Raw genomic sequence first — 24,400 nt, 5'->3', positions numbered from 1 at the left:
TTCAGGAATTTAGAAATACACAGAAACGATCCATGTAAATTTCTTGATGAAATTTTCCCAAGATCTCGGATAAGGTCCGCCCATGCTTAGACCCTCCCATATTCTTGTCGTCGAAGACGATCCTGAGATCGGGATGCTGATCAAGCGGCATCTCGTCTCGAATGACTTCAAGGTTACCATTGCGTGCGATGCGTCCGAAATGGACCGGCTTCTCGCGGGTAACCGGGTCGACCTTATTGTGCTGGATCTGATGTTGCCCGGGGAGGATGGCATCAGCATCTGCCGCCGCCTGCGGGCGAACAGCCCGGTGCCGATTATCATCGTGTCTGCGAAAAACGAGGATATCGACCGGGTGGTCGGACTGGAAGTCGGCGCGGATGACTATCTGCCGAAACCCTTCAACCCCCGGGAGCTGATTGCGCGGGTGCGGGCCCTGTTCCGCCGGGTGGAACTGGCGGGCAATGTGGCGCCCGTATCTGGCGGCAAACTGTGTTTCGAGGGCTGGGAAATGGACTGCCGGGCCCGAACCCTTCTGAACACCCAATACGCTCTGATTTCCCTGACGCCGGCTGAATTCAACCTGCTTCAGGTTCTGGCTGAGCGCAGTGGCCGGGTGCTGAGCCGGGACCAGCTGATTGAGCTGACCATGGGCCAGATCGGGGCGTCCAACGGCCGCAACATCGACATTCTGATCAGCCGGTTGCGCTCAAAACTGGAGGCGGGCGGGGCTCTCTATCAGTTCATTCGGACCGTGCGCTCCGGCGGATACGAGTTTGTTGCGCCTGTTCACCGTGATGGCCACGAAAGGGCGCATGCTTAGGCGTTTTTGGCCAGACACCATGTTGCGCCAGGTTATGGTACTCATGGTTCTTGCCGGTATCATCATGATGATCTCGAGCGCCGTCGCCATGCATTTCGTTCGGCTTGCGCTCGAAAATAATCTGTCGGTGATGAACAGTCACCTGGTCAGCATTGCGGTGACCAAGCTCAATGAGACGCCTGCAGACCAGCGGGCGGCTGTTTTGGAAGAACTGCGCAAGGAAGATCCGTTTCTCAAGATCAGCTTTGTTGACGAATCCGATTTGAAAAAGGCTGTTGATGAGAAAGGTCCCCGGGAAACCGGCCCGTTCCGCTTGGGGGATACGTTGCTGGGCATGCGGGTCGAGCATATCCAATTCTACCGGGAACTGGGCAATTGGGCTCCACCGGAACTCTATATCCGGCTGAGGGATGGCAACCTTATTCTGACACAATGGGGCTTTCGCGGCCCACCGCCACCCGTCTTCGGCATTTCCTTTTATCTCTTCACCGGATTTCTTGTACTTTCTGTCATTGCGTTGATGGTCTGGGCGGCCCGCTCTGTCGCAGCACCGATTGCAGATCTGGCCAGTTCGGCGTCGAAATTCGGTGAAACCTCAACAGACCCGGTTCTGGTCAAGGAAAAGGGGCCAAAGGAAGTGCGTATTGCGGCGCAGGCCTTTAACCGCATGCAATTGCGCATTCACGAGTTTCTGGAACGGCGCACCCGCACGCTGGCTGCCATAAGTCATGATCTGCGAACACCTCTGACACGGCTGCGTTTGCGCCTTGATCTTTTGGAAGACGGTGACATTCGCGACCGCAGCCTGGAAGACCTGAAAGTCATGGACCGGCAAATCACGGCCGCCCTGACCTTCTTGAGGGATGGGGGCAGCTCCGAACCGGTCTTGCGGATCGATGTGCCCAGCTTGCTGCAGTCCCTGGTGGATCAGTACCAGGATCTGGGATTTTCCATTGAACTGCGTTGTCGGGGCCGGTTCTCCGTGCGGGCGCGCAAGGGGGAGTTTGAGCGGGCCCTCTCCAATCTGATCGAGAATGCCAATCAATATGCAAATGGGGTGGAAATCGAGGCGGCGGCCGGAAACGGGCGGATCCGTATCGATGTCATCGACCATGGACCGGGCATTCCGGCGCCGGACCGCAGCCGGTTGCTGGAACCCTTTGAACGTGGGGATGATGCGCGGCAGATCCGCAAGGACACCGGGTTCGGACTGGGGCTGGCCACGACAAAGGCCATTGTGGAAGCAGCAGGTGGTACGCTGTTGCTTCTGGAAACCCCCGGGGGCGGCCTGACCGTGCGCTTGGCCTTTCCGGTCGCCTCCAAGTCGGCAGAGAAGGGTATCTTTTCCGGGAGCGGAGCCCTATAGCTCCTGTCCCTTCGGCTTGATGAGCAGGAACCTCTCCTTCAGATAGGGGTGAATGCTGACGGCGCGGCGGAGCGTATCTTGTGCCAGTTTTGCCCGTCCCTGGGCCATGAAAATCATGGCCTTGCCGGACAGAGCGCCGAAATGCCGGGGTTCAAGCTCCAGAACCTTGTCAATATCGGCCAGACTGTCCTCATAATTTCCTTGCAGAAACAAAACAAACGCCCGCTGGTTCCAGCCTTCCGCATAGCCGGGTGCCTCGCGTGTGATGGCATCAAGAAGGTCCTTGGCACCGGCAAAATCATACTGGCTGCGCAGAGTCATGGCGGCCTCCAGCCGTGTCTTGAGTTCCGGTGCCGGGGCCGCGTCAATCCAGGTGGCCCAGATCTGCCTTTCAATTGCACGGGCTGTCGTTTCATTGGGCGCGTTTTTCAAGGCCGTGAACAAATCCTCTTCAACGGCAGAGGCTGAGGCTGCAGTGGTGTTTGAGGCCGCGATCAGGCTCACCGCGCCAAAGCAAACGCAAAGACAGAACGCGAGTGCCCCGGCAAGTGCAAAACCGGTCTGCGACAAAGGGGGCCTTGCCCCCCTTGTCCGGGCTTCTCCCCGGTTCTGGCCATTCAGCATTGGCTTGCGCTCCCCCTTGTCTGCTCCCTGACCTTTGATCAGAAATGGCGCAGCTGCAGGGTTTGGCCAGTGAGTGGTATTGCCAACCTCACTTGATTAAGACCAAGCGGACCGGCTTTGGAGGTCTCCGGTGGCGTTTTCCAACCTGCCGCACGGCGCAGCGCTGGTGGAACGGCCCAGCACGCCATCCTGCGCACCGGGCCTTGTCTGCAAACTGGAAAAAGCGATCAGACAGGTTTCTATCAATAGAGATTGGTATTATACCGCTCGCTCTGAACCGACATAGTCAAGGCGGGCACGGGCATGAAGACCATCCGGGTGCGAATCGTAGCCGAAGAACTGGAAGCAAAACGGATCGCGGATATTCTGGAACGGGCCTTCGAAGAGGACGGCAACCCGATTTCCATTTTCGAGTTGGTGGAAGACGGCTCGTTGTGGTCTGCGGAAATTCTGCTGTTCGGCATGGAGCCGGAAGACGCGGCCGCCCTTGTGCGCGACCGGACCGGAACGGATGCCTTTGCAGCGCCGCTGGAGGCGGAAGAATTGCCCGATCTCAACTGGGTGGAGAAAAGCCTTGAAGGTCTGAAACCGGTTCAGGCTGGCCGGTTTCTGGTTCATGGCAAGCATGACCGGGGCAAGGTGCCGCCCGGAGCCATCGGCCTTGAAATCGAGGCGGCACTTGCCTTTGGAACCGGACACCATGGCACCACGGCGGGCTGCCTTGAGGAAATCGACCGTTTGTTATCTTTACGCGAATATGCCAGCATCCTGGATCTGGGCACGGGCACCGGCGTCCTGGCCATTGCCGCTGCCCTGAAGGCCCGGCAGCCGGTTCTGGCAACCGATATCGACCCGGTGGCAACCCGCACGGCGCTGGACAATGCCCGGCTCAATGGTACAGGGCATCTTGTGCGTGGTTTTACGGCCAACGGGGTGGAGGACCGCCGCTTTTCGCTCTACGGGCCATTTGATCTTGTGATTGCCAATATTCTTGCCCGGCCGCTGATGAAAATGGCCCGGTCCATCGGTGAGAACATGTCCGGGACTGCGACGCTGGTTCTGTCCGGCCTGCGGGTGGAAGATGGCCCGCGCATCCTTTTTGCGTATCGCTGCCAGGGATTTGTGCTGGACCGGCGGCGCGAGAAAAACGGCTGGCTGACGCTGACCCTCGTCAGGGGCCGCTCTTGGGCATGATCCGCCGGCAGGTGCCTCTCTCTTCCGGTACGGGCCTGACGGCGCGGGTCGAATCCGCGGGGGGCTGTGCTGCAAAGCAGTGCGCTGCAACGAGAAAGGCCCACCGAAAACATCGGTAGGCCTTTTTGCGTGCACAGTACGTTGGTCGCGCCTGAGCCCCTTAGAAAGGGTTGGTGACTGCGCCTTCCCGTTCCAGCTGGTCACGGTCATAGCCGTGCGCTGCGAGAGTCGCGTCATCAAGTGACAGAAGATATCCGTTCACATACCGGCGGGCCTGCTGAGAGCGAGCTTCAATCATGCGGTCAAAAGCGCGGCGCACAAAGCCGTTGCCCGTGCGAGTCGAAGTGGTCGTAGCGATGGTCATAATGGTTAGTCCCATTTGAAGGTTAAGAGCTTCCCTAGGGAGAAACATCTTTGTTTTTGTTGATTTATATATGCAGGGTTTCTAGGGCCTTAGGTAGGGGGGCAGCTGCATGTCAGCTCTGCATATTTCGCATATGCGAAAAGAATGCTGCATTGCAAAATGCGACTCTGGCTATCCTGCACAGGCAACGCGGCCGCAGTGAGAATCTGGCTTGATCCGGGCTCTTGAGCAAATTACCGTGCCGCCCATGTTCCAATCCTTCGATGATCTCAGTGATCCCTCCTGCGGGGCGCCGCATGCAGCGCTTCTCAGGGCCGAACTTTCCCGCCGCGGTCTCGACGGCTTCCTGATCCCGCGTGCGGATGCCCATCAGGGGGAATATGTGCCGCCCCATGATTGCCGCCTGCAATGGCTGACCGGCTTTACCGGATCGGCAGGGGCCGCTGCCGTGTTGGGGGACAAGGCCGCAGTCTTTGTAGACGGGCGCTACACGATCCAGGTGCGCGAACAGGTGGACATGGAGGTGTTTCCCGCCCGGCACCTGGTCAAGGAGCCGCTGACCGAGTGGCTGGAGACCCACCTGAAACCGGGGCAGAAGCTTGGGGCGGATGCGATGCTGCACACCGTGCGCGAGGTGCGGCAGCTGCGCAAGATCTGTGCGGAGGCCGGTGCGGAACTGGTGCTGCTTGAAGAGAATCCCGTGGACAGTGTCTGGGAGCATCAGCCCGAACCGCCGCTTGGGGATGTGGTTCTTTATCCCGAGGCGCTTGCCGGACAGCCGGCGGCCGCCAAGATTGCAGAAATTCAGTCTGTTCTGGCAGACAAAAAGGCGGATGCCTGTGTACTGACCCAGCCCGATTCCATTGCCTGGCTCTTGAATATCCGCGGTTCTGATGTCACCCACACGCCGCTGCCCCTATCCTTTGCGACCGTTCCGGCGGCGGGTAAACCATCGCTTTATATAGACGGCCGGAAACTCTCCAATTCCGTGCGCGATGCCTTGAGCGGGCTGGCCGATCTGGCTGAACCGGGAGAGTTTATGTCCGGGCTGAAATCCCTTGGCGCGGCGGGACAGAGTGTGATGATCGATCCGACGCTGGCCGGGATCGGCATTGCCGACGCCATCACGAAGGCCGGTGGCACGCTGGTGGAGGCGCAGGACCCGGTTCTGCTGCCCAAAGCGGTCAAGAATGAAACAGAGCTGAAAGGCGCGCGGGACGCCCATCTCAGGGATGCGGCCGCTTATGTGCGCTTCCTGTGCTGGTTCGATGAGGAAGCGCCCAAAGGCGGCCTGGACGAGATTGCGGTGGCGGAAAAGCTGGAAGACTTCCGGCGGGAAACCGGGCTGCTAAAGGATATTTCCTTCGATACCATTTCCGGGGCGGGCCCCAATGGGGCTATCTGCCACTACCGGGTCAGCCGGTCCAGCAACCTGCCGGTGCCGGCCGGCAAGCCGTTCCTGATCGATTCCGGCGGCCAGTATGAAGACGGAACCACCGACATCACCCGCACGCTGGCGGTCGGTACCATGAGCGCACAGATGAAGCGCAATTTCACGCTCGTCCTGAAAGGCCATATCGCCATCTCCACGGCGAAGTTTCCCGAAGGCACCACCGGCGCCCAACTGGACACGCTGGCCCGGATCGATCTTTGGAAGGCCGGGCTTGATTTCGACCATGGCACGGGACATGGGGTTGGCGCCTATCTGGGCGTCCATGAAGGGCCGCAGCGCATTGCCAAGACCGGCACGGTGCCGCTCAAATCCGGCATGATCCTGTCCAACGAGCCGGGTTATTATCCGGCCGGGGACTACGGCATCCGGATCGAGAATCTTGAAATCGTTACCGAAGCGCGGGAGATCGCCGGTGGAGAGCGCCCGATGCTCGGCTTTGAAACCATCACCCTGGTACCAATGGATCTGCGCCTGATCGAACCGGCTTTGCTGACAGAGGCCGAACGGGCGTGGTTGAACGCCTATCACGCGCGGGTGCGCGCGGAAGTCGGCCCGCTTGTTGGTGACAAGGAACGGATCTGGCTGGAACAGGCCACGAAGGAGATCTGAGCCCGGAGGTTACGGAATACACCGTCTGCCGCGTGGAGACATCGCCGTCTTCATGCGGTTTTCGTTTGTGGTGCTTCTGTTAGAGTATCCGTTATGACCAAGCTGCAATTTTGGTCCACTTCCGGTCTTGCCTGACATCTGTGATCTGCAACCGGATCAACGCGATAGTCACTTTAGTGATGTTCTTCCTTGGTCGCCTTGATCATGGCGGCGTTGAAGTAGCGCAGGCCGCGGACATGGCGGGCCACGCCGATAATCTGCGTGGCATCTCCCTTGCGCACCACGGGAAGACTGGCCTTGCCGCAGGAATCGAAGCTTTTCAGCGCACTTTCCAGCGTGTCCGTGTCATGAAGATAGGGGCCGTCTTCCCCCGGATTGAACCGGCACTCTTCTTCGCTCTCCGGTGGCGGGTCCATGAAATCACGCACTTTCACCGTTTCGCTCAGGAACTGGTGCACGCCTTCATTGACAAAGCAGCCGCGCATGCCGAGCTGCCAGTGGAAATAGGATTTTCCATGTACGGCCTGGGTCAGGCCTGTTGCGATGGACACGGCCAGCAGCAGCGCAATGGACAGGGCATAGCCGCCGGTCAGCTCGAACACGATCACCGTTGTCGAAAAAGGGGCGCCAAGCACGGCGGCTGCCACCGCGCCCATGCCCAGGATCGCGTAAAGGCCGTGGCTGGACGCCATTTCCGGAAAAACGGAGGCGGCGATCAGGCCGAAGGTGCCGCCCGTCATCGCTCCGATATAGAGGGACGGCGAGAAGATCCCGCCGCCGAACCGGGAGGCGAGGGTGATGGAGGTGGCCGCCGTCTTCACCACCAGAAGCGTGACCATGGTCGTGATGGTCAGCTCGTGTTTCAGGGCCAGATCCGTTGCCTCATAGCCAACCCCCAAAATGGCGGGAAAGAAGATGCCGAGCGCGCCGACCGCCAGCCCGCCGATGACCGGCCGCAGCCAGAGCGGCATGGTGATGTTGCGTGCGGTCCAGTCCGTGCCGATCAGGGCAAACTGGAAAATGATGGCAACAGCCGCACAGGTCAGGCCGAGCAGGGCAAAAGCCGGAATCTCCAGATAGGAGGTGATTTCATACTGGGGGATCTCGAAGGCGGCGACATCGCCAAACCAGAGCCGGGAGAGCAGGGTGCCGCCGACGGAGGCCAGCACGATCGGCACAAAGGCGGAGACCGCATAGTGGCCGAGCACGACCTCATGGGCAAACAGCACCCCTGCGATCGGCGCATTAAAGGAGGCGGACACCCCGCTGGCAACCGCACAGGCCAGCAACATGCGGCGGGCGGAATCGGGCAATTGGAAAAACTGGCAAACCGCCGTGCCCAGTGTCGCGCCCAGATGCACGACGGGGCCTTCCCGGCCCGCACTGGCGCCGCCGCCCAGGGAAATCACGGTGACAAGCGCAGACCAGAGCCCTGCTTTCAAGGGTAGGCCGCGCCCGCCATAAGCGCGGGCCTCGATCACATCGGCAACTCCGCCCGCGCGCTGATAGGGGTGAAAACTGTGCAGGATCCAGCCGACGATCAGTCCGGCGGCGGCTGGGGCCAGCAGGATGACCCACCAGGGCTGCCGCATGGCGGCCACGATGGTCAGTTCCGTGGCGGTGCCGAGCCAGGGCAGTTGCACAAGGCCGATGGCGGTGCGGAACAGGATGGCCGCACAGGCGACCAGAAGGCCGACCACAATCGCGAGCAGCCAAACAAGGGGCAGTTTACTGGCCCGGAACTGGCGGATATTCGGCGTGATCCAGCTGATCAGGATGTCGGGCAAATGACCGGCGGTTTCAATGATTTTGCGCATCAGTCGGGCCGGGTTGGGGACAGCGTTGAACCTCTGGAACAAATCGCGTTTGACTGAATTTGTCTTTCGCTGCCTTTCATCAGAGATTCCAGCACAAAAGACAAAACAGGTTCACTCCGGATGAACGCGACACGCTCCAATGTCCCATTTTGCCCGAGTCGGCGGGAAAGAACAGGTCTTCCAGGCGGCGAAACGGTCCAAATCACTGCAAAGTGTTGCTGTTTTCCCTGTTTAGCTGGGCTTTGAGGGGATTTGAATGCGCCGTCCGGCCCGCTCCGGCACTGATAGCCCGGAATGGGCTGTTTCTAGTGTCTTGAGATTGGCCAGGATATCCTGGGGCCACGGGGCCACCTTGCGGGCCGCCATGTCCACATGCAGGCTGAGCTGTTCGCAGGTCGCCGACAGCCAGCCCTCTTCTGCATGGCGTAGCTCCTGAAAGAAATGCGCCCGTTTTTCATCCAGCCCAATCAGTTGAAACGTGGCTACCACAGGCGTCCCGGCGGCCAGTTCCCGCACATAGCAGACATGGGCTTCTGCGGTGAAGAAGGAGGCGCTGCGGGCCTTCACATAGCTGGGGCCAAGACCGATCCGGTCAAACACCGCATCCACGGCCATGTCGAACAGGACGTTGTAATAGGCCATGTTCAAGTGGCCATTATAGTCGATCCATTCCTGCCGCAGGGTCATGACTTCGCTTGCCACCGGCGCGCTGTCCCATTCGCTCATCTTCCGCTTCCCCCTTTTGGATATTTTCGTACAAAGCGCTGCCGGAAAAGCCGGATTTGGCTTTGACCTTTTTGTCTCCGGCTAACATATTCCTTTTTGAGATACGGAGCCATGATCAGGCTCCGGGAGGAAGGAACGCAGCCCGGCATGGCAAGTGAAGCGCAAGCAATGGGGACACCTGTCCCGAGTGAAATGATATCTGCTGTTATTGAAACTTTGAAAGAGCGGTTCGGGGAGCGCTGTGCCACGTCGCAGGCTCTGCGCGAACAGCATGGCCACACCACGACCTGGTTGACGAATCAGCCGCCTGATGCGGTTTTTTTTGCCGAGACCACGGACGAAGTTGCCGAAACCGTCAAAGTGTGCGCCGCGTCGAATGTGCCTGTGATCGCCTTTGGCACGGGCACGTCGCTGGAGGGGCATGTGAATGCCCCCAAAGGTGGAATTTGCATAGATCTCAGCCGGATGAATAAGATCCTAGAGGTCAATTCCGAGGATCTGGACTGCCGGGTCGAAGCGGGAGTGACCCGCAAGCAGCTCAACAGCTTCATCCGGGACACTGGCCTGTTTTTCCCGATTGATCCGGGCGCGGATGCGAGCCTGGGTGGCATGGCCGCCACCCGGGCCTCCGGCACCAATGCGGTCCGATACGGAACCATGAAGGATGCGGTTCTGGGGCTGACGGTGGTCACCGCCGACGGCCGGATCGTCAAGACAGGCGGGAGGGCACGCAAATCCTCGGCCGGATATGATCTGACCCGGCTGTTTGTCGGTTCAGAAGGCACGCTCGGGATCATCACCGAGCTGACTGTCCGCCTCCATGGCCAGCCGGAAGCCATTTCCGGAGGGGTCTGCCCGTTCCCGGATGTGCAATCGGCCTGTCAGGCGGTCATCATGACCATCCAGATGGGCCTGCCTGTGGCCCGGATCGAATTGCTGGACACGCTGCAGGTCAAGGCCTGCAATGCGTATTCGAAGCTGGATCTGGAGGAAACCCCGACGCTTTTTCTGGAGTTTCACGGGTCTGATGCCGGGGTTCAGGAGCAATCGGAGATGTTTTCGTCCATTGCTGAGGAACTCGGCGGGGGAAGCTTCAAATGGGCAACGGCCGCAGAGGAGCGCACAAAGCTTTGGAGCGCCCGCCATGATGCCTATTGGGCGGGCAAGGGTCTGAAGCCGGACGCGCAAATCGTGGCCACGGATGTGTGCGTGCCGATCTCGCGGCTGGCGGACTGTGTCAGCGAGACCGCCGCCGATATCGAGCGGGAAGGCCTGCTGGCGCCGATTGTCGGCCATGTGGGCGATGGAAATTTCCATGTGCAGATCCTGGTGGACCTGGAGGACCCGGCGCAGCGCCGGAAAGCGGAGAGCTTTACCGAACGTCTGGCCCTGCGGGCCATCGGGATGGAGGGCACCTGTACTGGTGAGCACGGGATCGGCCAGGGCAAGCAGAAATACATGCGCCGGGAACATGGCGATGCGCTGGATCTCATGGCAGCCGTCAAGCAGGCTATTGACCCGCAGAATTTGATGAATCCGGGCAAGATCCTGCCGCAGTCATGATATTGTATCGAATCAGATCAATAAGCTCGTAGAGCGTGTGGAAACTCCCGTCTTCGGGACGGGGTTTGGCGCGGTCCTCGAGGCTGTTTCGAAGAGCTGATGTGTTGGGCCCGGGGGCAAGACCGGTGATGTTGGAGAACCAAGGAGATACGGCCTGAACTCCGTTTATATCACAGTGGGACTGACGGTCGTTCTGGTGCTGGTGGCAGCGCTGGTCGGGCCGTTTTTTGTCGACTGGACGGTCTACCGTTCCACATTTGAACGATACGCGGAACGCGCGCTTGGCCACAAAGTGACCGTGTTGGGGGAGGCGGATCTGCGTCTGTTGCCAGCCCCGTCCATCAGCTTTTCCGACGTTCGGGTGGGCGAAGCGGAAGATCCGCTTCTTGTTGTCTCCCGGTTCAAGGTGCGGATCGAGCTGCCGCCGCTCCTAAAAGGTGAGATTCATGTCACAGACATGGAGCTGGACCGGCCCCATCTGTCGCTGGCTCTGGATGAGGACGGACGGCTTGACTGGCTGACGGCGCGCACGGCCGATGGCGCGCTTGCCAATCTGCCGCCGGAAGACGTTGCCTTTGACAAGGTGACCATCCATGATGGCGCTCTGACCGTGGTCGATGCCCGCTCCGGCGAAACCCATCATATTGACAATGGCAACCTGTCAGTCAGTGCCCGGTCGCTGGCAGGGCCCTTCAAGGCGGCGGGCAGCCTGACCATTGACAACACCCCCTACAGCCTTTCGGTGGCTACCGGCCGCGCCCAGCAGGGCCAGGGCCTGAGGGTCAAGGGGGAGCTGACGCCGACCGACTGGGCCGTCAATTTCGCCTTTGACGGCATGTTGAGCCAGGCCGATGCAGCCCCGTCCTTTGATGGGCGGTTCAACATCGCCTCGATCCCGCTGGATGACGAGGATACGAACATCTGGTCCTCCGAAGGTCATTTCACGGCGGACAGCGCCGAAGTGGCGGTGCCTGATTTTGTCTTCCGCTATGGTCCGGGCGACAAGCGCCTCAGCCTGACCGGCAGCGCGGATCTGATCTATGCGGGCGACAAGCATTTCGACATCCGGGCGAAGTCGAAACAGGTGGATCTGGACCGTCTGCTGGGCGGCGGGCCGAAGGCGCCGGTTGCCATCGAAGCGGCTGGAAGCCAGTTGGTGGCGGCCTTGAAAGCAGTGCCGCTGCCGCCGGTGGACGGCACGGTGTCCCTGGATGTTCCCGCCCTTGTGGCCGGCGGAGGCATCATTCAGAATGTGCGGCTCGATCTGGAAACCATGCTGGGCGGCTGGCGAGTGGCGCGCCTGTCCGGGCGGCTTCCCGGCCGCACGACGGTTGCAACCCAGGGGGATCTGGGGCTGGCGCCAAGCGTGAGCTACCGCGGGGCGCTGTCCGTGAAATCCGACCAGCCGGGTTCCTTTTTCGGTTGGTGGCGGCAAAAAGACACCGGCGCTTCGGCTATGGAGCCGGTCGTGCTGGAAGGCCGGCTGGATCTGCGCCCAGATGGGGCCGCACTGGAAAATCTCCGTCTTAGCCTTGCCGGATCAGACGCCCGGGGCGGGTTGGCCTATAGCCACCCGCAAAGCGGCAATGGCACGTTCTCTCTGGACCTGGATGCGGACCGGCTCAATCTGGATGCGGTTGAAAAGCTGGCGGCCCTGATCCGCCCCAAAGCGGCGGACGAGAAGGCGGCCCAGGCCCACAAGGATCTGAACGTCTCCCTCCGGCTACGGGCCAGCGAGGTTTCTGCCCGCGGTGTCGACGGCAAGGGGCTGACCCTGGAAGCCGAATATGCCGATGGCGGTGTGCGGATCGACCGGCTTTTTGCCGCCGATCTGGCCGGAGCGCGGATTGATGTCAATGGTGAGATCCGCGATCTGTTCTCCGCACCGGAAGGGGCGGTGTCCGGAGCCCTTGAGGCCAGTGATCTTTCAGGCCTTGTGGCCCTGACCGGGAGCCTTTTTCCCGGCTCCGTCTTTGCCGAACGCTTTGAAAAAGCTGCCCCAAGCCTCGTTCCGGCCAATTTCAACGGAGAATTGAGAGCCTCCTCCCTCGGGGATGGCACGGACATGTCCCTGCGGCTTGACGGGGTCGCAGGCGGGGCGGATGCGTCGATCAATGCCGGGCTGAAAGGCCGTGTTGATGCCTGGCAGCAGTCGGATATTGACGTCTCCGTCGGCTTGAAAGGCCCGGATGGGCCAAGGCTGCTGCAGCAGCTGGGCCTGGATGTTCTGCCAGTCGATAGCGGCGGCGGGGGGCGTCTTTATGCGATTGTCTCCGGGGTTCCGGCCAATGGCCTTTCTGTTGAACTCTCCGGCACGTTTGGGGCAACCGAGTTGACGGCCAATGGCAGTCTTGTGCTGCAAAAGACGGCAGAGCCGGAATTCAGTGCCACTGTCTCCGCCAAGACGGAGGATCTCGGGCCTCTGGCTCTGATGGCCGGCAAGATCCTGCCCGTCATGAGCGGCACCCTTCCGGCTAACCTGACCTTTGACCTGAAGGGCAAGGGCAGCGAACTGGAAATTGACAATCTTGCAGGCACTGTGGGCACGACGGACTTTAAAGGTGGTCTCGAGGGGGATCTGGAACCGGCGCCAGGGGAGCAGAACCGGCGCTTCAGCGGCACGCTTAACACCAGCCGTGTGGATTTGCGCGATCTGAGCGAAATGGTCCTGGGGCCGGATCAGTGGTTTTCCGCTGGTGATGGTAGCAGTATCTGGCCGACAGCTTCTTTTGGGGCCCCGCTTCTGGACGGGATCAACCTGACCCTTCAGGTGTCCGCCGACCGGCTGTTTCTGGAAGATGATTTGGAGATTGCCACTCCCAAGGCCGAGCTGCGCCTGTCGCCGACCCTCATGCGCCTGGACGGCCTGTCGGGCACATTTGCGGGCGGCCGGCTGGCAGCAAGCCTTTCCCTGCAACGCTCGGGGGCCGAGGCCGCCCTCTCCGGGCGGGTGAAACTGGACGGGGCCGATCTGCGCCAGCTGGTCTGGCGCCCGGCTGGCCGGGCGGTTGCCTCAGGGGGGCTTGATCTCTTCCTGGAATTTGACAGCATGGGCCGGTCAATCTCTGCCCTTGTTGCGGGCCTGAATGGGGGCGGCACTTTCTCTATGGCAGACGGCGCGTTCCAGGGTCTCAACCCGCAGGCTTTTTCCCAGGTGACGCGGGCGGCCGATGCGGGGCTTGAACTTGAAGACGCCAAGATCCATAGCGTGTTTGAAAATCACATGGCGGCTGGCAGCCTGCCGTTCAACCGGGTGGACGGAACGTTGTCTCTGGCGGGCGGTCAGTTGAGCGCGCGCAATGTGGTGGTGGATTCCGCCCGGGCGGAGATTTTCGGGTCCGGGGAGCTGGATCTGCGGACCCTGGATCTGGATGCGGATTTTTCTGTCAAAATCGATCCGGGCGAGGATGCGGTGACCGGTGCCGATCCACAGGTAGGCTTGCTGTTCAAAGGACCGCTTGAGCAGCCGGAACGGTCCGTCGACATTTCCCCATTCACGGCCTACCTGACCCTCCGGGCGTTTGAGCAGGAAGTCGAGCGGGTCGAGACGTTGCAGGCGGAGATCTTGGAACGGGACCGGTTTTTCCGCGAATTGAAGCATCAACGGGAAGCCAGGGTCCGGCGCGATCAGGCGGCGGTCCGGGCGGCTGAAGAGGACCGGCTGCGCCAGGAGCAGCTTGAAGCTGGAGACGGCCCGGCGGCGGCCCCTGCAGACCAGAAAAACGGGCCTGCGCCCGCCGGAGCTGCTGGCAATGGCGATCAGGCCGCTGTGCAGCCCTTGACCGAAAAGATCCGGGCGCTGCTTGCCAATGACACTGACCCGCAAACCACGCAATCCGTGCCACAGCCTTCAACCGGTGCGAGGGCAGCTGGCAGTCTGCCGCCACTTGATCCGCCCATCACCATTGAAGGCCTGATCACCCGTGATGTGGGCGGGGCCTTGGGTCTGCCGGGGGTTCGGTAACGTTCCCTCGGGCTCTTGCCTGGGAGGACGTATCTGGCTCCCATTGTCGGCACCCTGCGGGGTGTGTACCTTACCGATGGACCTTGCTGAACGCTCTCTTGGTCACGGCCCAATAGGGCTTTTTTTGTGAGGCGGGAACAGGTCCGTCAGCGATGCTGCGGCTGCATGATCGTTTCAGCCTTGCTTTACCTGACGCAGCGCCCAGACCCTGACGGCGGAGGACAGGGGATCGTCATGATCCCGTGTATCGTCTATTTTGGCGATCAGGCTGGCAAGCGAGCGGTTCTCCGCCTCCACATAGTCATCGACCACTGCCCAGAAATCCGGTTCCAGGGCGAGGCTTGTGCGGTGCCCATGCAGGGAGAGAGAGCGTTTGACGAGCGCCACGGTTTAATCTGTGCCGCTGTCAGACGGCGTGCCAGCGCTGTCCAGCTGATGTCCGTCGACTTGTGTTTCAAGGGTTTCACGGCGCTTGCGTGCTTCTTCGCGTTCAGCCTTTGTGCGGCCGAATTTGCGCCGGTTGTTGTCCGCCTGTTTCTCCTTGCCTTCCCGTTGTTTCTGTTTACGGGCATGACGCAGATTGATGATTTCGGCGCTCACAGGAGCTCTCCGCCGTCAGGTCTTCTTGCGGAAGGCGTCAAGGGAAACGACCTCCCCGCCACCGTCATTCTCAGATGGTTTTGAGACCACGGCCGGGCTGGATTTTTTGCCCGGGGCCGGAGCCTCGGTGGGGCCGTTGGACTGCGTTGTGTCCTTGTCGGCATGGTCCTGTTCGGCCTTGGCCAGCTCTTCAACCGCTTCCAGAAGCTCTTCTGGCAGCTCTTCTGCGGTCTTGCCCGGGTCGAATTCCAGCGCGAATTGCACGGAGGGATCAAAGAAGCCCTTAATGGCGGAAAACGGCACCAGCAGTTTTTCCGGAACGCCGCCAAAGGACAGCCCCACTTCAAAAGCGTGCTCGCCTATGGCCAGATCCCAGAACTGGTGCTGGAGCACAATGGTCATTTCCTGCGGGTAGCGTTCTTTGAGCCTTTGGGAAATGCGCACGCCGGGCGCGTTGGTGTCAAAGGCAATATAGAAATGATGATCGCCGGGCAGGCCGGTGCGGCCGACTTCGGCAAGGATCTTCTTGACCGCGCCCCGCAGCGCGTCCTGGATCAGGATATCGTATCGCAGAAGGTCTTCAGACATCAGTTCTCGTCGAATCTTGATTGGGATCTGTTAATCTCGGCACACATTGACGTTCCGGCGCGGAAAAGAAAAGTCAATTTTCGAAGTGATACAGGATTAATGCGGCCTTGCCGAGGCAGTAACTCTGCCGGGACTTTTTCCACTGGTTCAAAGAATGTTTGGGAAGACGCAAGAAAAGGCAAGGTGAAGGCTTCTGTTGCCAGGTGCCTTCGGACCCCGCCTGCCGGTGCTAATCCAGCAGGGCTTTAAAGGACTACCGGCACTGCATTACGCAGCGACAGCGTTGTCCATAGCATAGTTGTCGTTTGCAACTATTAAAACAGCCCGATAACGGTGGTACAATGCCGAGCAAAAGCACAGTCTTTACGCCCTCGTCGATCCTATTTCGCCCCCGCCGAAACCCGTGAACCATCAAGATCCTGGCTCACGGGTTTGGGTGGAGGCGCCGGGTACCGCCCCCGGGTCCGATAGGTTTATTGCACTGACAATTTATTGCCATAGCTGGCGAACCAGCATGCCTGATATAAGCGCTTCAGAGCGGAATGGAAAGGGGCCTTGCGGCCGGAGCAATGCTTAGCCGGCTGGCTGGAGCCGTATACGGCCCGCTTTGGCGGATGTCATCCACAGGCCGGGCAGCGGGATCTGGGGAAAGTGCGGGCAGGGGGCTGCGTTTTCGGCGGAATCTGCGAAGATACCGGACCGTGCTCCCACTCTTTGACCCAAGGGCCTTTGCCGTGCAGCAATATCTCGATCTTCTGGCAACAATTCTGGAAACCGGTGTGGACCGCAGCGACCGTACCGGCACCGGTACCCGGTCGATCTTCGGCCACCAGATGCGCTTTGACCTGTCAGAGGGGTTTCCGCTGGTGACGACCAAGAAGCTGCATCTCAGATCGATCATCCATGAATTGCTCTGGTTCCTGGCGGGGGATACCAACATCCGTTATCTGAAGGAAAACGGGGTCAAGATCTGGGACGACTGGGCGGATGAAAACGGCGACCTCGGCCCGGTCTACGGCTACCAGTGGCGCTCCTGGCCGGCGCCGGATGGCCGGTCCATTGACCAGATCGCCAGGCTGCTCGAGATGATCCGGACCAGCCCGGACAGCCGGCGGCTGATCGTCTCGGCCTGGAACCCGGCTTTGGTGGACGACATGGCGCTGCCGCCCTGCCATTCCCTGTTTCAGTTCTATGTGGCTGAAGGCAAGCTCTCCTGCCAGCTCTACCAGCGCTCCGCCGATGTCTTTCTGGGCGTGCCCTTCAACATTGCCTCCTATGCGCTGCTGACCATGATGGCCGCACAGGTCACCGGCCTCAAGCCGGGCGACTTTGTGCATACTTTTGGCGATGCTCATCTTTACAGCAACCATTTCGACCAAGCTCGCGAGCAGCTCACCCGCGCCCCGCGCGCTTTGCCGGAAATGAAGATCAATCCTGACGTTACGGACCTCTTTGCCTTCACATATGAAGATTTCGAGCTGACCGGCTATGACCCCCATCCGCATATCGCAGCGCCGATTGCCGTTTAGGCTGCCTGTCGTGGCGCCTTTTTTGGGGTGAGGTCTTTGACGACCCTTTAGACGGAAGCTGTTCAAACTTCTGGCCGTGCCGGCCTTGAAGCCGGAGCGCTTTGTGTCCGCGGATATCGGCCGTAGTGCAGGGCCGGGGCCGCATTGAGCGGGTATTGCAGCTACAAAAGGTTTCGCGGTCATATGGCGTCACACCGGTTTGCCTTGTGCCTTGAAATCTCTGTCTTCGGGCGGCGACTTGTGATTCCGATGAAACGGGACTTGATTTGCGCTCATCCTATTCGGTGCCTTCTCCCGTCCGCAAAAACCATGCTAGGAGACGGGCTTAACAGTTTTCCCGGATTCGGAGATCATTTTGCCGGACCTTGTTCTGATCGCCGCCGTCGCCCGCAACGGGATTATCGGCTCGGACAATGACATGCCCTGGCGCCTGCCGACCGATTTGAAGCGGTTCAAGCGCCTGACGCTGGGCTCTCCTTTGGTCCTGGGCCGGAAGACCTTTTTGTCCTTCGGCGGGCGACCCTTGCCCGGACGGCCCCATGTGGTGATCTCCCGCGATTCTGCCTATGGGGCAGAGGGGATTGAGACAGCGGCTTCGCTTGAAGCGGCTCTGCAGCGGGCCCGTCAATTGGCTGAAGCGAGCGATGCGGCAGACATCTTCTGCGTTGGGGGCGGTCAGGTCTATGCCCAGGCAATCAGTCAGGCGGACCGCCTTGAAATCACGGAAGTGGACGCGGCGCCGGACGGGGATACGCGCTTCCCGGAAATCGATCCGCTCGTCTGGGAAGAGACCGCCCGCGAGCAGGGCGTGCGCACTGGCAAGGACAGCGCAGATTTCACCTATGTGACCTACCGGCGGAAGGCCTGAGCCGTGACAGAGTTTGAGATGGCTGAGGGGCTGATGGCCCGCTGGGTCCGGCTGGAGGCGCTTGGGCCTCTGGAGGTTTATGCGCTTTTGAAACTGCGGCAGGATGTCTTCATTCTGGAACAGGCCTCACTCTATGGAGATATTGACGGCAAGGACCCGGAAGCGCTGCATCTGCTGGTGAAAGAGCTGAAGACAGGCGAACTGGCCGGTGTCCTGCGCCTGATGGCCGATGACGCCAGGGGCAGGGTCAGGATCGGCCGGGTGGTGATTGCCAAGGCCGCAAGGGGCACCGGTCTCGGCCGCAAACTGATGCAGGCGGCCATGGCCAGGGCAGGGGATCTGGTTCCCGGCGGCGCCATTGATCTATCGGCTCAGGCCCATCTGGAAGCCTTTTATCAATCCCTTGGATTTGAGACCGTCTCGGACGTCTATATCGAGGATGGCATCCCCCATATGGACATGGTGCGTCCGGGCATGTGAGGTCCGTTAACCCCTGCGGGCAAACTTTCGCGCTAATCGACTTGACATAACGGAAGTTGGTCCCCACCTGCGGCCCGGGAAAACGCAATGGTTTGCGGCAGGGGCACAACCGGGCTTTTGATTGAAAGCATCGGGTAACCTCCCTATAACCAACGATGAGTCAGAACGGGCGCAAGCCCATTCCCGGCGGGAGACGCCGGGGTTCATAGAAGGAAGTCTTGATGCCTTGGAGCAATCAGTCAGGTGGCGGTGGCCCCTGGAAGGGTGGCGGAAACAATGGCGGCCCATGGGGCGGCGGAGGAAACAACAACGGCCCTTGGGGCGGCGGCCCGAACCGGGGCGGCGGCGGCGGGGGCAACCCGCCTGATCTGGAAGAGCTCCTCAAACGCACCCAGGACCGCATGAAAACCGTCCTTCCCGGCGGTGGTGGCGGCGGCCTTGGGATTGCCGGCATTCTGATTGTCGTCGGTGTCGTGGTGGTCGGCTGGCTTCTGACCGGTCTTTACACCGTTGATTCCCGCGAGCGCGGTGTGGAGCTCGTGCTCGGTAAGGTTGTGGGTCTGACATCTCCGGGCCTGAACTACAATTTACCCTATCCGATCGGTGAAGTTTACAAGCCTGCGGTGGAGCTTCAGCGCGAAACCACCGTTGGGGTCGATGAAACCTACTCCAGTTCCGGTTCGGTGCGCTCCCGGGATATCCCGGAAGAAAGCCTGATGCTGACCGGCGATGAGAACATTGTGGATGTCGGGTTCAAGGTTCTGTGGCGGATCAAGAGCACGACCGATGGCATCACGGACTATCTGTTCAACATTCAAGACCCGGACGGAACCGTGAAAGCGGTGGCGGAAAGCGCCATGCGCGAGGTTGTCGGCGGCTCGAACATCGATGCAATCCTGACGGAAAACCGAGTGTCTATTCAGAACGACGTTGCGTCGCTGATGCAGAAAACGCTGGACTCCTATAATGCCGGTGTCGAGATCTCCGAAGTGCAGATGCAGCGGGTGGACCCGCCCGCACAGGTGATCGATGCCTTCCGGGATGTCCAGGCCGCCCGTGCCGACCAGGAACGGATCCGCAACGAAGCGGAAGCCTATGCCAACAAGGTGGTTCCCGAAGCCCGCGGCCAGGCCGCCCGTATTCTGGAAAAAGCCAACGGTTACAAGGACCAGACAATTGCCGAAGCAACCGGTCAGTCCCAGCGTTTCACCAAGATCTACGAACAGTACAAGGACGCGCCTGACGTGACCCGTGAACGTCTCTATCTTGAGACGCTGGAAAAGGTTCTGGGCTCCAACAACAAGATCATCATCGACAGCGACACTTCCGGTTCGGGCGTTTTGCCTTATCTGCCGCTGAACGATTTGAACGGACGCGGCTCAGCGCCGTCCGCACGGACGGGAGGAAATTGATCATGCGCAGCGGTATTCTCGCAATTCTCCTGCTTGTCGTTGTCATTGTCGGCTATCTGTCGGTATTTGTGGTCAATCCGACCCAGCAGGCCCTGGTCCTGCGCTTCGGTCAGATCGTCGAAGAGCCGAAGACCGAACCAGGTCTTTATTTCAAGATCCCGTTTGTTCAGAACGTCGTCTATCTGGACGAACGCATCTTGAATTTGAACATGCCGCCGCTTGAACCGATTTCCTCGGACAAGAAGCGGCTGATCGTGGATGCGTTTGCCCGCTACCGGATCTCCAATCCGGTTCTGTTCTATCAGCGTGTTCAGAACGTGCAGACGGCCAATCGGCGCCTGTCGACCCTGCTGCAGTCCTCGCTGCGTTCGGAAGTTGGCCGGACCAGTTTTGTGGCGCTGGTGCGCGATGACCGCTCCGGCGTGATGGAAAACATCCGCCGGGATGTCAGCGCCAATGCCAAGGAGCTGGGGATCGAGGTGATCGACGTGAAGATCCGCCGGGCGGATCTGCCTGATGCCAACTCACAGGCCATCTATGCCCGCATGCAGACGGAACGTCAGCGTGAGGCGACCGAAATCCGGGCGCAAGGGGAAGAGCAGTCCCGCCGGATCCGCTCCCGTGCGGACCGCGATGCGACGGTGATTGAAGCGGAAGCCAACCGGGATGCGGAAATCATCCGCGGTGACGGCGATGCAGAGCGGAACCGGATCTTTGCGGAAGCGTTTGGCAAGGATCCCGAGTTTTTCGCGTTCTACCGGTCCATGCAGGCCTATGAACAGGGTCTGAAGTCCGGGGATACCAGCCTGGTGCTGTCGCCGGATTCCAGCTTCTTCCGGTTCTTCAAGGACCCGACCGGCGAAAACGCCCCAGCGGTTGCGCCGGTACCGGGCGGTGAGGGCGTTTCGAGCGGGTCCGCCTCGCTCGCCGCCCAATGAATGACTTTGTGACCGCACTTGGTCTGGTCCTGGTGATTGAAGGAGTTCTCTACGCGCTGGTGCCCGGTGGCATGAAAGCCATGATGCGCAGCGCCCTTGAAACATCGGATCAGACCTTGCGCACAGCCGGTCTTGTTGTGGCCGCAATGGGGCTGATAATTGTGTGGATCATTCGCGGATAACGAAAAGTTTCCGGGCGGGAGGCGTTAAAATCTCCCGCCCGTTCTATATTTCGACGAAATGTCTTGAAAATCGCCGGCTGTTCGGGTTCGACCGGCAAGCCCTACCGGCAGGGATGAGGAGAAAGCCCCATGGCTCCAGATTTTGTTCGCCGCCGCATGTCCCGGGTCGCCTTTGCGGCGGCGGGTCTCGTGCTCGGTGGCCTTGTTGTGCTGCAGCCCTTTGAGAGCGTGCAGGCGCAGGGACCGGTCTCGGTCGCCGATCTTGCGGAAAACCTCGCAGATGCCGTTGTCAACATTTCGACAGCGCAGACCGTGCAGGGCCGCCGCTCCGTGCCGATGCCCCAGGTGCCCGACGGGTCGCCGTTCCAGGAATTTTTCGAAGAATTCTTCAACCGGCAGAACCGGGACAATGACCAGCCGCGCCGGGTGCAGTCCCTGGGCTCCGGCTTTGTCATTGATGGCACCGAAGGCATTATCATCACCAACAATCACGTGATTGAAGGGGCGGATGAAATCACCGCCAATTTCAATGACGGCACCAAGTTGAAGGCCGAGATCATCGGAACGGACGAAAAGACCGATCTGGCCGTGCTCAAGGTGGAGCCGGAAACCCCGCTCAAGGCGGTTGATTTCGGCAATTCGGATGCGATCCGGGTTGGCGACTGGGTGATGGCCATCGGCAACCCTTTTGGCCTTGGTGGCACCGTGACGGTCGGGATCGTTTCCGCCCGCAACCGGGACATCAACTCAGGACCGTACGACAATTTCATCCAGACCGATGCTTCCATAAACCGGGGCAATTCCGGTGGCCCGTTGTTTGACATGGACGGCAATGTGATCGGTATCAACACGGCGATCATCTCCCCGTCCGGCGGCTCTATCGGCATCGGCTTTGCGATTCCGGCGAAAACGGCCATGCGGGTGATCGGCCAGCTGCGCGAGTTCGGGGAAACCCGCCGGGGCTGGCTGGGCGTGCGCATTCAGGAAGTGACCGACGAAATTGCCGAGAGCCTGGCCATGGACGAAGCCATGGGCGCTCTTGTGGCTGGAGTAACCGACGATGGTCCGGCGGCAAAGGCGGAGATCGAGCCGGGTGATGTGATCGTCAAGTTCGATGGCAAGGAGGTCGAGGCCATGCGCGAATTGCCGCGTATGGTGGCAGAAACCGCGATCGGCAAGGAAGTGGAAGTCACGGTTCTGCGCAAGGGCAAGGAAGTGACAATCAATGTGATTCTGGAGCGGCTTGAGGAAAGCCCGGCGACGGAAGCCAGCCTCAAGGAAGAGGAACAGACCCAGGAAGCGCCGTCCGCCACCAGTGAAGTGCTTGGCATGATGCTGGCCGAACTGGATGATGAGCTGCGGGAAAAATTCTCCATTGAGGCCGATGTCACCGGTGTTGTCGTGACCGAGGTGAAGCCGGATTCCTCTGCGGCTGAAAAACGCGTCACAGCAGGCGATGTTATCAAGGAAGTCGCCCAGGAGCCGGTTGAAACCCCGGCTGAAGTGGAGGCGGAGATCGGCAAGCTGAAAGATGACGGCCGCCGCTCGGCCTTGCTCCTGTTGTCCAATCCGACCGGAGATGTCCGCTTCGTTCCGGTCCGGATCGAGGACGAGTAACGAACTTTCACAATTGAAAACAGAGCATGAAGGGCGCTGATCACAGCGCCCTTTTTATTTGCGGGAAGCCCGTTCAGGCTCCTGCTTGACACCAATTCTTCCCGCAGGATTGGTGCATGCCGCGTTGCAATGGTTTCAAACCGTTTGCTGCGTTGAAATCTCTGAGTTCAGTCAGCGAAAGGCGGAACTGACTCGTGCCGACACGTTCTGACCCGTTCTACCGATCAATGTTTGCCGCCGTTCTTTATCGCACGATGCTCTAATCCGGCTCTTCATTTTGGGCTTGCACAAAACATAAGTATAAGCTTATATATTGAAATGATCGAAGATACAATTTTCAAGGCTCTTGGAGATCCAACCCGCCGGGCGATCTTCGAGAAACTGGCAGCTGGACGCATGAATGCGAGCAGTCTCCGCCAAGGCATGAGCATCAGCCAGCCAGCCATGTCCCAGCATCTGGCCGTGTTGCGAGAGGCAAGGCTTGTGCGCGCGGAACGCAGCGGCCGTGTTGTCAACTATGAGGTCGATCCCAAGGGCATGGAGCACCTTGCCCGGTGGTTGGAACGATACCGCGAGTATTGGCCGAAGCGTGTCGATGTGCTGAAGGGCGTTTTGAAGGATATGGAAGAATGAACAAGCGGATACCGGGCCAAACATCTGCCAGGCTCGAATTTGAATACGATCTGGAGGCCCGTCCGGACACGGTCTGGCGCGCCTTGCTTGATAAGAAATTCAGAAAAAAATGGCTGCCAGAAGAAGATTTGGCGATGCCGGATGCCTTTTCTGTCAGGCCGGGGTGTGAGGTCTGTTACCGGATGCGGGCATCTGTGCCTCCTTTTTTGGAGAGCACCGTCATCTTCCGGATTTTTCCGAACGCGGATGGAGGAACAGTGCTGCGAATCATTCACGAGCCGCCAGCTGCCTGTTATCGCCGGAATTTAAGGGCGGACAACGCGAACTGCGTTTTGACCAGCCTTGCTGCATGAGCGTACCGGATTCAGCCAGGCCCGGGATTTAAGAATGTTCCGAAGACGGGGAGACTGCCAATGAGCGAAACGATGCAGCTTGTTCCAATGGTTATCGAACAGTCGGGTTTTGGTGAACGCTCCTTCGACATTTATTCGCGATTGTTGCGCGAACGTATTGTTTTTCTGAACGGAGAAGTCAACGACACGGTTTCTGCCCTGGTTTGCGCACAGCTTCTTTTTCTTGAGTCGGAAAGTTCAAAAGAGCCGGTTCACCTTTATATCAATTCGCCCGGAGGTGTCGTGACCAGTGGGTTTGCAATGTATGACACAATGCGCCACATCCGGGCGCCGGTACATACTTTGTGCATGGGAACTGCGCGCTCCATGGGGTCTTTTCTTCTCATGGCAGGCGAGCCTGGGCAAAGGGCTGCTCTGCCAAATGCCAACATTCTGGTTCACCAGCCCTCCGGTGGTGTCCAGGGGCAAGCCTCCGACATTGCCATTCATGCAGAAGAAATTCAGAAAACGAAACACCGGATGACCCGGCTTTATGCTCAACATTGCGGCCAGGCGTTCGATGCGGTGGAACAGGCCTTGGACCGTGACCGTTTCATGTCAGCAGAAGACGCGCTGGAGTGGGGATTGATCGATCGGATTCTTGAGCCTCAGTGATCCTGTATATGCCGGGCCAATACCAAAGAGACTGTGTGTGAACCAA

General features: G+C 59.8%; 23 protein-coding genes and 1 other RNA gene. 16 read left to right on the top strand and 8 right to left on the bottom strand.

The genetic code is table 11. The features are described 5' to 3' along the window. Nucleotides 1–82: 82 nt before the first annotated feature. Nucleotides 83–820 (top strand): response regulator, encoded by a 738-nt coding sequence (locus ACXAH0_RS01370; RefSeq protein ID WP_475188515.1) that lies wholly within the window; start codon nucleotides 83–85, stop codon nucleotides 818–820. A gap of 19 nt (nucleotides 821–839) precedes the next feature. Beyond that, on the top strand, nucleotides 840–2,186 hold the full coding sequence (locus ACXAH0_RS01365; RefSeq protein WP_475172378.1) for a HAMP domain-containing sensor histidine kinase: 1,347 nt from the start codon (nucleotides 840–842) through the stop codon (nucleotides 2,184–2,186). On the opposite strand, the gene ACXAH0_RS01360 is transcribed toward ACXAH0_RS01365, so the two are convergent. Then, on the bottom strand, nucleotides 2,181–2,810 hold the full coding sequence (locus ACXAH0_RS01360) for a tetratricopeptide repeat protein (protein ID WP_475188513.1): 630 nt from the start codon (nucleotides 2,808–2,810) through the stop codon (nucleotides 2,181–2,183). The genes ACXAH0_RS01365 and ACXAH0_RS01360 overlap by 6 nt on opposite strands. A 303-nt stretch (nucleotides 2,811–3,113) precedes the next feature. Between ACXAH0_RS01360 and ACXAH0_RS01355 the strand changes: the two genes are divergently transcribed. Then, nucleotides 3,114–4,004: a 50S ribosomal protein L11 methyltransferase gene (locus ACXAH0_RS01355; protein WP_475188511.1), complete on the top strand. Its 891-nt coding sequence runs from the start codon at nucleotides 3,114–3,116 to the stop codon at nucleotides 4,002–4,004. 160 nt (nucleotides 4,005–4,164) lie between these two features. Here the strand turns inward: ACXAH0_RS01355 and ACXAH0_RS01350 are convergent, their stop codons facing one another. Continuing rightward, nucleotides 4,165–4,368, bottom strand: a complete 204-nt coding sequence (locus ACXAH0_RS01350) for a hypothetical protein (protein WP_475172384.1) — start codon at nucleotides 4,366–4,368, stop codon at nucleotides 4,165–4,167. Nucleotides 4,369–4,615: 247 nt separating this feature from the next. Between ACXAH0_RS01350 and ACXAH0_RS01345 the strand changes: the two genes are divergently transcribed. Beyond that, on the top strand, nucleotides 4,616–6,430 hold the full coding sequence (locus ACXAH0_RS01345; RefSeq protein ID WP_475172999.1) for an aminopeptidase P family protein: 1,815 nt from the start codon (nucleotides 4,616–4,618) through the stop codon (nucleotides 6,428–6,430). 173 nt (nucleotides 6,431–6,603) lie between these two features. Here the strand turns inward: ACXAH0_RS01345 and ACXAH0_RS01340 are convergent, their stop codons facing one another. Further along, a complete protein-coding gene (locus tag ACXAH0_RS01340) occupies nucleotides 6,604–8,247 on the bottom strand; it encodes a chloride channel protein (RefSeq protein WP_475188508.1) in 1,644 nt (547 codons plus the stop codon). A 231-nt stretch (nucleotides 8,248–8,478) separates the two neighbouring features. Beyond that, a complete protein-coding gene (locus tag ACXAH0_RS01335) occupies nucleotides 8,479–8,973 on the bottom strand; it encodes a thioesterase family protein (protein ID WP_475188505.1) in 495 nt (164 codons plus the stop codon). 168 nt (nucleotides 8,974–9,141) lie between these two features. Here ACXAH0_RS01335 and ACXAH0_RS01330 point away from each other — a divergent pair, with 168 nt between their 5' ends. Further along, nucleotides 9,142–10,536 (top strand): FAD-binding oxidoreductase, encoded by a 1,395-nt coding sequence (locus ACXAH0_RS01330; protein ID WP_475188501.1) that lies wholly within the window; start codon nucleotides 9,142–9,144, stop codon nucleotides 10,534–10,536. Nucleotides 10,537–10,711: 175 nt separating this feature from the next. Next, entirely contained in the window at nucleotides 10,712–14,500 is a 3,789-nt protein-coding gene (locus ACXAH0_RS01325) for an AsmA family protein (protein ID WP_475188498.1), read from the top strand. 174 nt (nucleotides 14,501–14,674) lie between these two features. Here the strand turns inward: ACXAH0_RS01325 and ACXAH0_RS01320 are convergent, their stop codons facing one another. The 4 genes from ACXAH0_RS01320 to ssrA all read right to left on the bottom strand — a co-directional run bounded on the left by ACXAH0_RS01320 (nucleotide 14,675) and on the right by ssrA (nucleotide 16,241). Then, entirely contained in the window at nucleotides 14,675–14,887 is a 213-nt protein-coding gene (locus ACXAH0_RS01320; protein ID WP_475172394.1) for a ribbon-helix-helix domain-containing protein, read from the bottom strand. Nucleotides 14,888–14,890: 3 nt separating this feature from the next. After that, complete coding sequence (locus tag ACXAH0_RS01315; protein WP_475188496.1) at nucleotides 14,891–15,100, bottom strand: DUF4169 family protein; 210 nt, start codon at nucleotides 15,098–15,100, stop codon at nucleotides 14,891–14,893. Between the two features lie 15 nt (nucleotides 15,101–15,115). Further along, complete coding sequence (locus ACXAH0_RS01310) at nucleotides 15,116–15,688, bottom strand: SspB family protein (RefSeq protein WP_475172399.1); 573 nt, start codon at nucleotides 15,686–15,688, stop codon at nucleotides 15,116–15,118. A gap of 182 nt (nucleotides 15,689–15,870) precedes the next feature. Then, nucleotides 15,871–16,241: a transfer-messenger RNA gene (gene ssrA / locus ACXAH0_RS01305) on the bottom strand. Nucleotides 16,242–16,422: 181 nt separating this feature from the next. On the opposite strand from ssrA, the gene ACXAH0_RS01300 reads away from it, so the two are divergent. The 10 genes from ACXAH0_RS01300 to ACXAH0_RS01255 all read left to right on the top strand — a co-directional run bounded on the left by ACXAH0_RS01300 (nucleotide 16,423) and on the right by ACXAH0_RS01255 (nucleotide 24,354). Beyond that, entirely contained in the window at nucleotides 16,423–17,217 is a 795-nt protein-coding gene (locus ACXAH0_RS01300) for a thymidylate synthase (protein ID WP_475188736.1), read from the top strand. Between the two features lie 349 nt (nucleotides 17,218–17,566). Next, nucleotides 17,567–18,085, top strand: a complete 519-nt coding sequence (locus ACXAH0_RS01295) for a dihydrofolate reductase (RefSeq protein ID WP_475188733.1) — start codon at nucleotides 17,567–17,569, stop codon at nucleotides 18,083–18,085. A gap of 3 nt (nucleotides 18,086–18,088) precedes the next feature. Further along, entirely contained in the window at nucleotides 18,089–18,565 is a 477-nt protein-coding gene (locus ACXAH0_RS01290; protein ID WP_475172402.1) for a GNAT family N-acetyltransferase, read from the top strand. A gap of 221 nt (nucleotides 18,566–18,786) precedes the next feature. After that, complete coding sequence (gene hflK / locus ACXAH0_RS01285) at nucleotides 18,787–19,977, top strand: FtsH protease activity modulator HflK (RefSeq protein WP_475172404.1); 1,191 nt, start codon at nucleotides 18,787–18,789, stop codon at nucleotides 19,975–19,977. A 2-nt stretch (nucleotides 19,978–19,979) separates the two neighbouring features. Further along, nucleotides 19,980–20,915, top strand: coding sequence for a protease modulator HflC (hflC, locus tag ACXAH0_RS01280; RefSeq protein ID WP_475172406.1), 936 nt, complete (start codon nucleotides 19,980–19,982; stop codon nucleotides 20,913–20,915). An 8-nt stretch (nucleotides 20,916–20,923) separates the two neighbouring features. Further along, the gene (locus tag ACXAH0_RS01275; protein ID WP_475172409.1) at nucleotides 20,924–21,097 is read left to right on the top strand and encodes a DUF2065 domain-containing protein; all 174 of its coding nucleotides are present in this window, start codon (nucleotides 20,924–20,926) and stop codon (nucleotides 21,095–21,097) included. Nucleotides 21,098–21,226: 129 nt separating this feature from the next. After that, nucleotides 21,227–22,714, top strand: coding sequence for a DegQ family serine endoprotease (locus tag ACXAH0_RS01270; RefSeq protein WP_475188492.1), 1,488 nt, complete (start codon nucleotides 21,227–21,229; stop codon nucleotides 22,712–22,714). Nucleotides 22,715–23,032: 318 nt separating this feature from the next. Next, nucleotides 23,033–23,347, top strand: a complete 315-nt coding sequence (locus tag ACXAH0_RS01265; RefSeq protein ID WP_475188488.1) for an ArsR/SmtB family transcription factor — start codon at nucleotides 23,033–23,035, stop codon at nucleotides 23,345–23,347. Continuing rightward, entirely contained in the window at nucleotides 23,344–23,700 is a 357-nt protein-coding gene (locus ACXAH0_RS01260) for an SRPBCC family protein (RefSeq protein ID WP_475172416.1), read from the top strand. Before ACXAH0_RS01265 ends, ACXAH0_RS01260 begins: the two co-directional genes overlap by 4 nt. Nucleotides 23,701–23,760: 60 nt before the next feature. After that, nucleotides 23,761–24,354, top strand: a complete 594-nt coding sequence (locus ACXAH0_RS01255; protein ID WP_475172419.1) for an ATP-dependent Clp protease proteolytic subunit — start codon at nucleotides 23,761–23,763, stop codon at nucleotides 24,352–24,354. Nucleotides 24,355–24,400 lie beyond the last annotated feature (46 nt).

This window comes from Roseibium sp. AWQ4_290, assembly GCF_056160985.1.
This window is presented reverse-complemented; position numbering and strand designations above follow the sequence as displayed.

Coding starts and splice junctions, on each gene's coding strand:
- ACXAH0_RS01260 (WP_475172416.1), top strand. CDS start 23,344: ATGAACAAGCGGATACCGGGCCAAACATCTGCCAGGCTCGAATTTGAA.
- ACXAH0_RS01370 (WP_475188515.1), top strand. CDS start 83: ATGCTTAGACCCTCCCATATTCTTGTCGTCGAAGACGATCCTGAGATC.
- ACXAH0_RS01360 (WP_475188513.1), bottom strand. CDS start 2,810: ATGCTGAATGGCCAGAACCGGGGAGAAGCCCGGACAAGGGGGGCAAGG.
- ACXAH0_RS01350 (WP_475172384.1), bottom strand. CDS start 4,368: ATGACCATCGCTACGACCACTTCGACTCGCACGGGCAACGGCTTTGTG.
- ACXAH0_RS01365 (WP_475172378.1), top strand. CDS start 840: ATGTTGCGCCAGGTTATGGTACTCATGGTTCTTGCCGGTATCATCATG.
- ACXAH0_RS01345 (WP_475172999.1), top strand. CDS start 4,616: ATGTTCCAATCCTTCGATGATCTCAGTGATCCCTCCTGCGGGGCGCCG.
- hflC (WP_475172406.1), top strand. CDS start 19,980: ATGCGCAGCGGTATTCTCGCAATTCTCCTGCTTGTCGTTGTCATTGTC.
- ACXAH0_RS01310 (WP_475172399.1), bottom strand. CDS start 15,688: ATGTCTGAAGACCTTCTGCGATACGATATCCTGATCCAGGACGCGCTG.
- ACXAH0_RS01355 (WP_475188511.1), top strand. CDS start 3,114: ATGAAGACCATCCGGGTGCGAATCGTAGCCGAAGAACTGGAAGCAAAA.
- ACXAH0_RS01265 (WP_475188488.1), top strand. CDS start 23,033: ATGATCGAAGATACAATTTTCAAGGCTCTTGGAGATCCAACCCGCCGG.
- ACXAH0_RS01335 (WP_475188505.1), bottom strand. CDS start 8,973: ATGAGCGAATGGGACAGCGCGCCGGTGGCAAGCGAAGTCATGACCCTG.
- ACXAH0_RS01340 (WP_475188508.1), bottom strand. CDS start 8,247: ATGCGCAAAATCATTGAAACCGCCGGTCATTTGCCCGACATCCTGATC.
- ACXAH0_RS01255 (WP_475172419.1), top strand. CDS start 23,761: ATGAGCGAAACGATGCAGCTTGTTCCAATGGTTATCGAACAGTCGGGT.
- ACXAH0_RS01330 (WP_475188501.1), top strand. CDS start 9,142: ATGGGGACACCTGTCCCGAGTGAAATGATATCTGCTGTTATTGAAACT.
- ACXAH0_RS01270 (WP_475188492.1), top strand. CDS start 21,227: ATGGCTCCAGATTTTGTTCGCCGCCGCATGTCCCGGGTCGCCTTTGCG.
- hflK (WP_475172404.1), top strand. CDS start 18,787: ATGCCTTGGAGCAATCAGTCAGGTGGCGGTGGCCCCTGGAAGGGTGGC.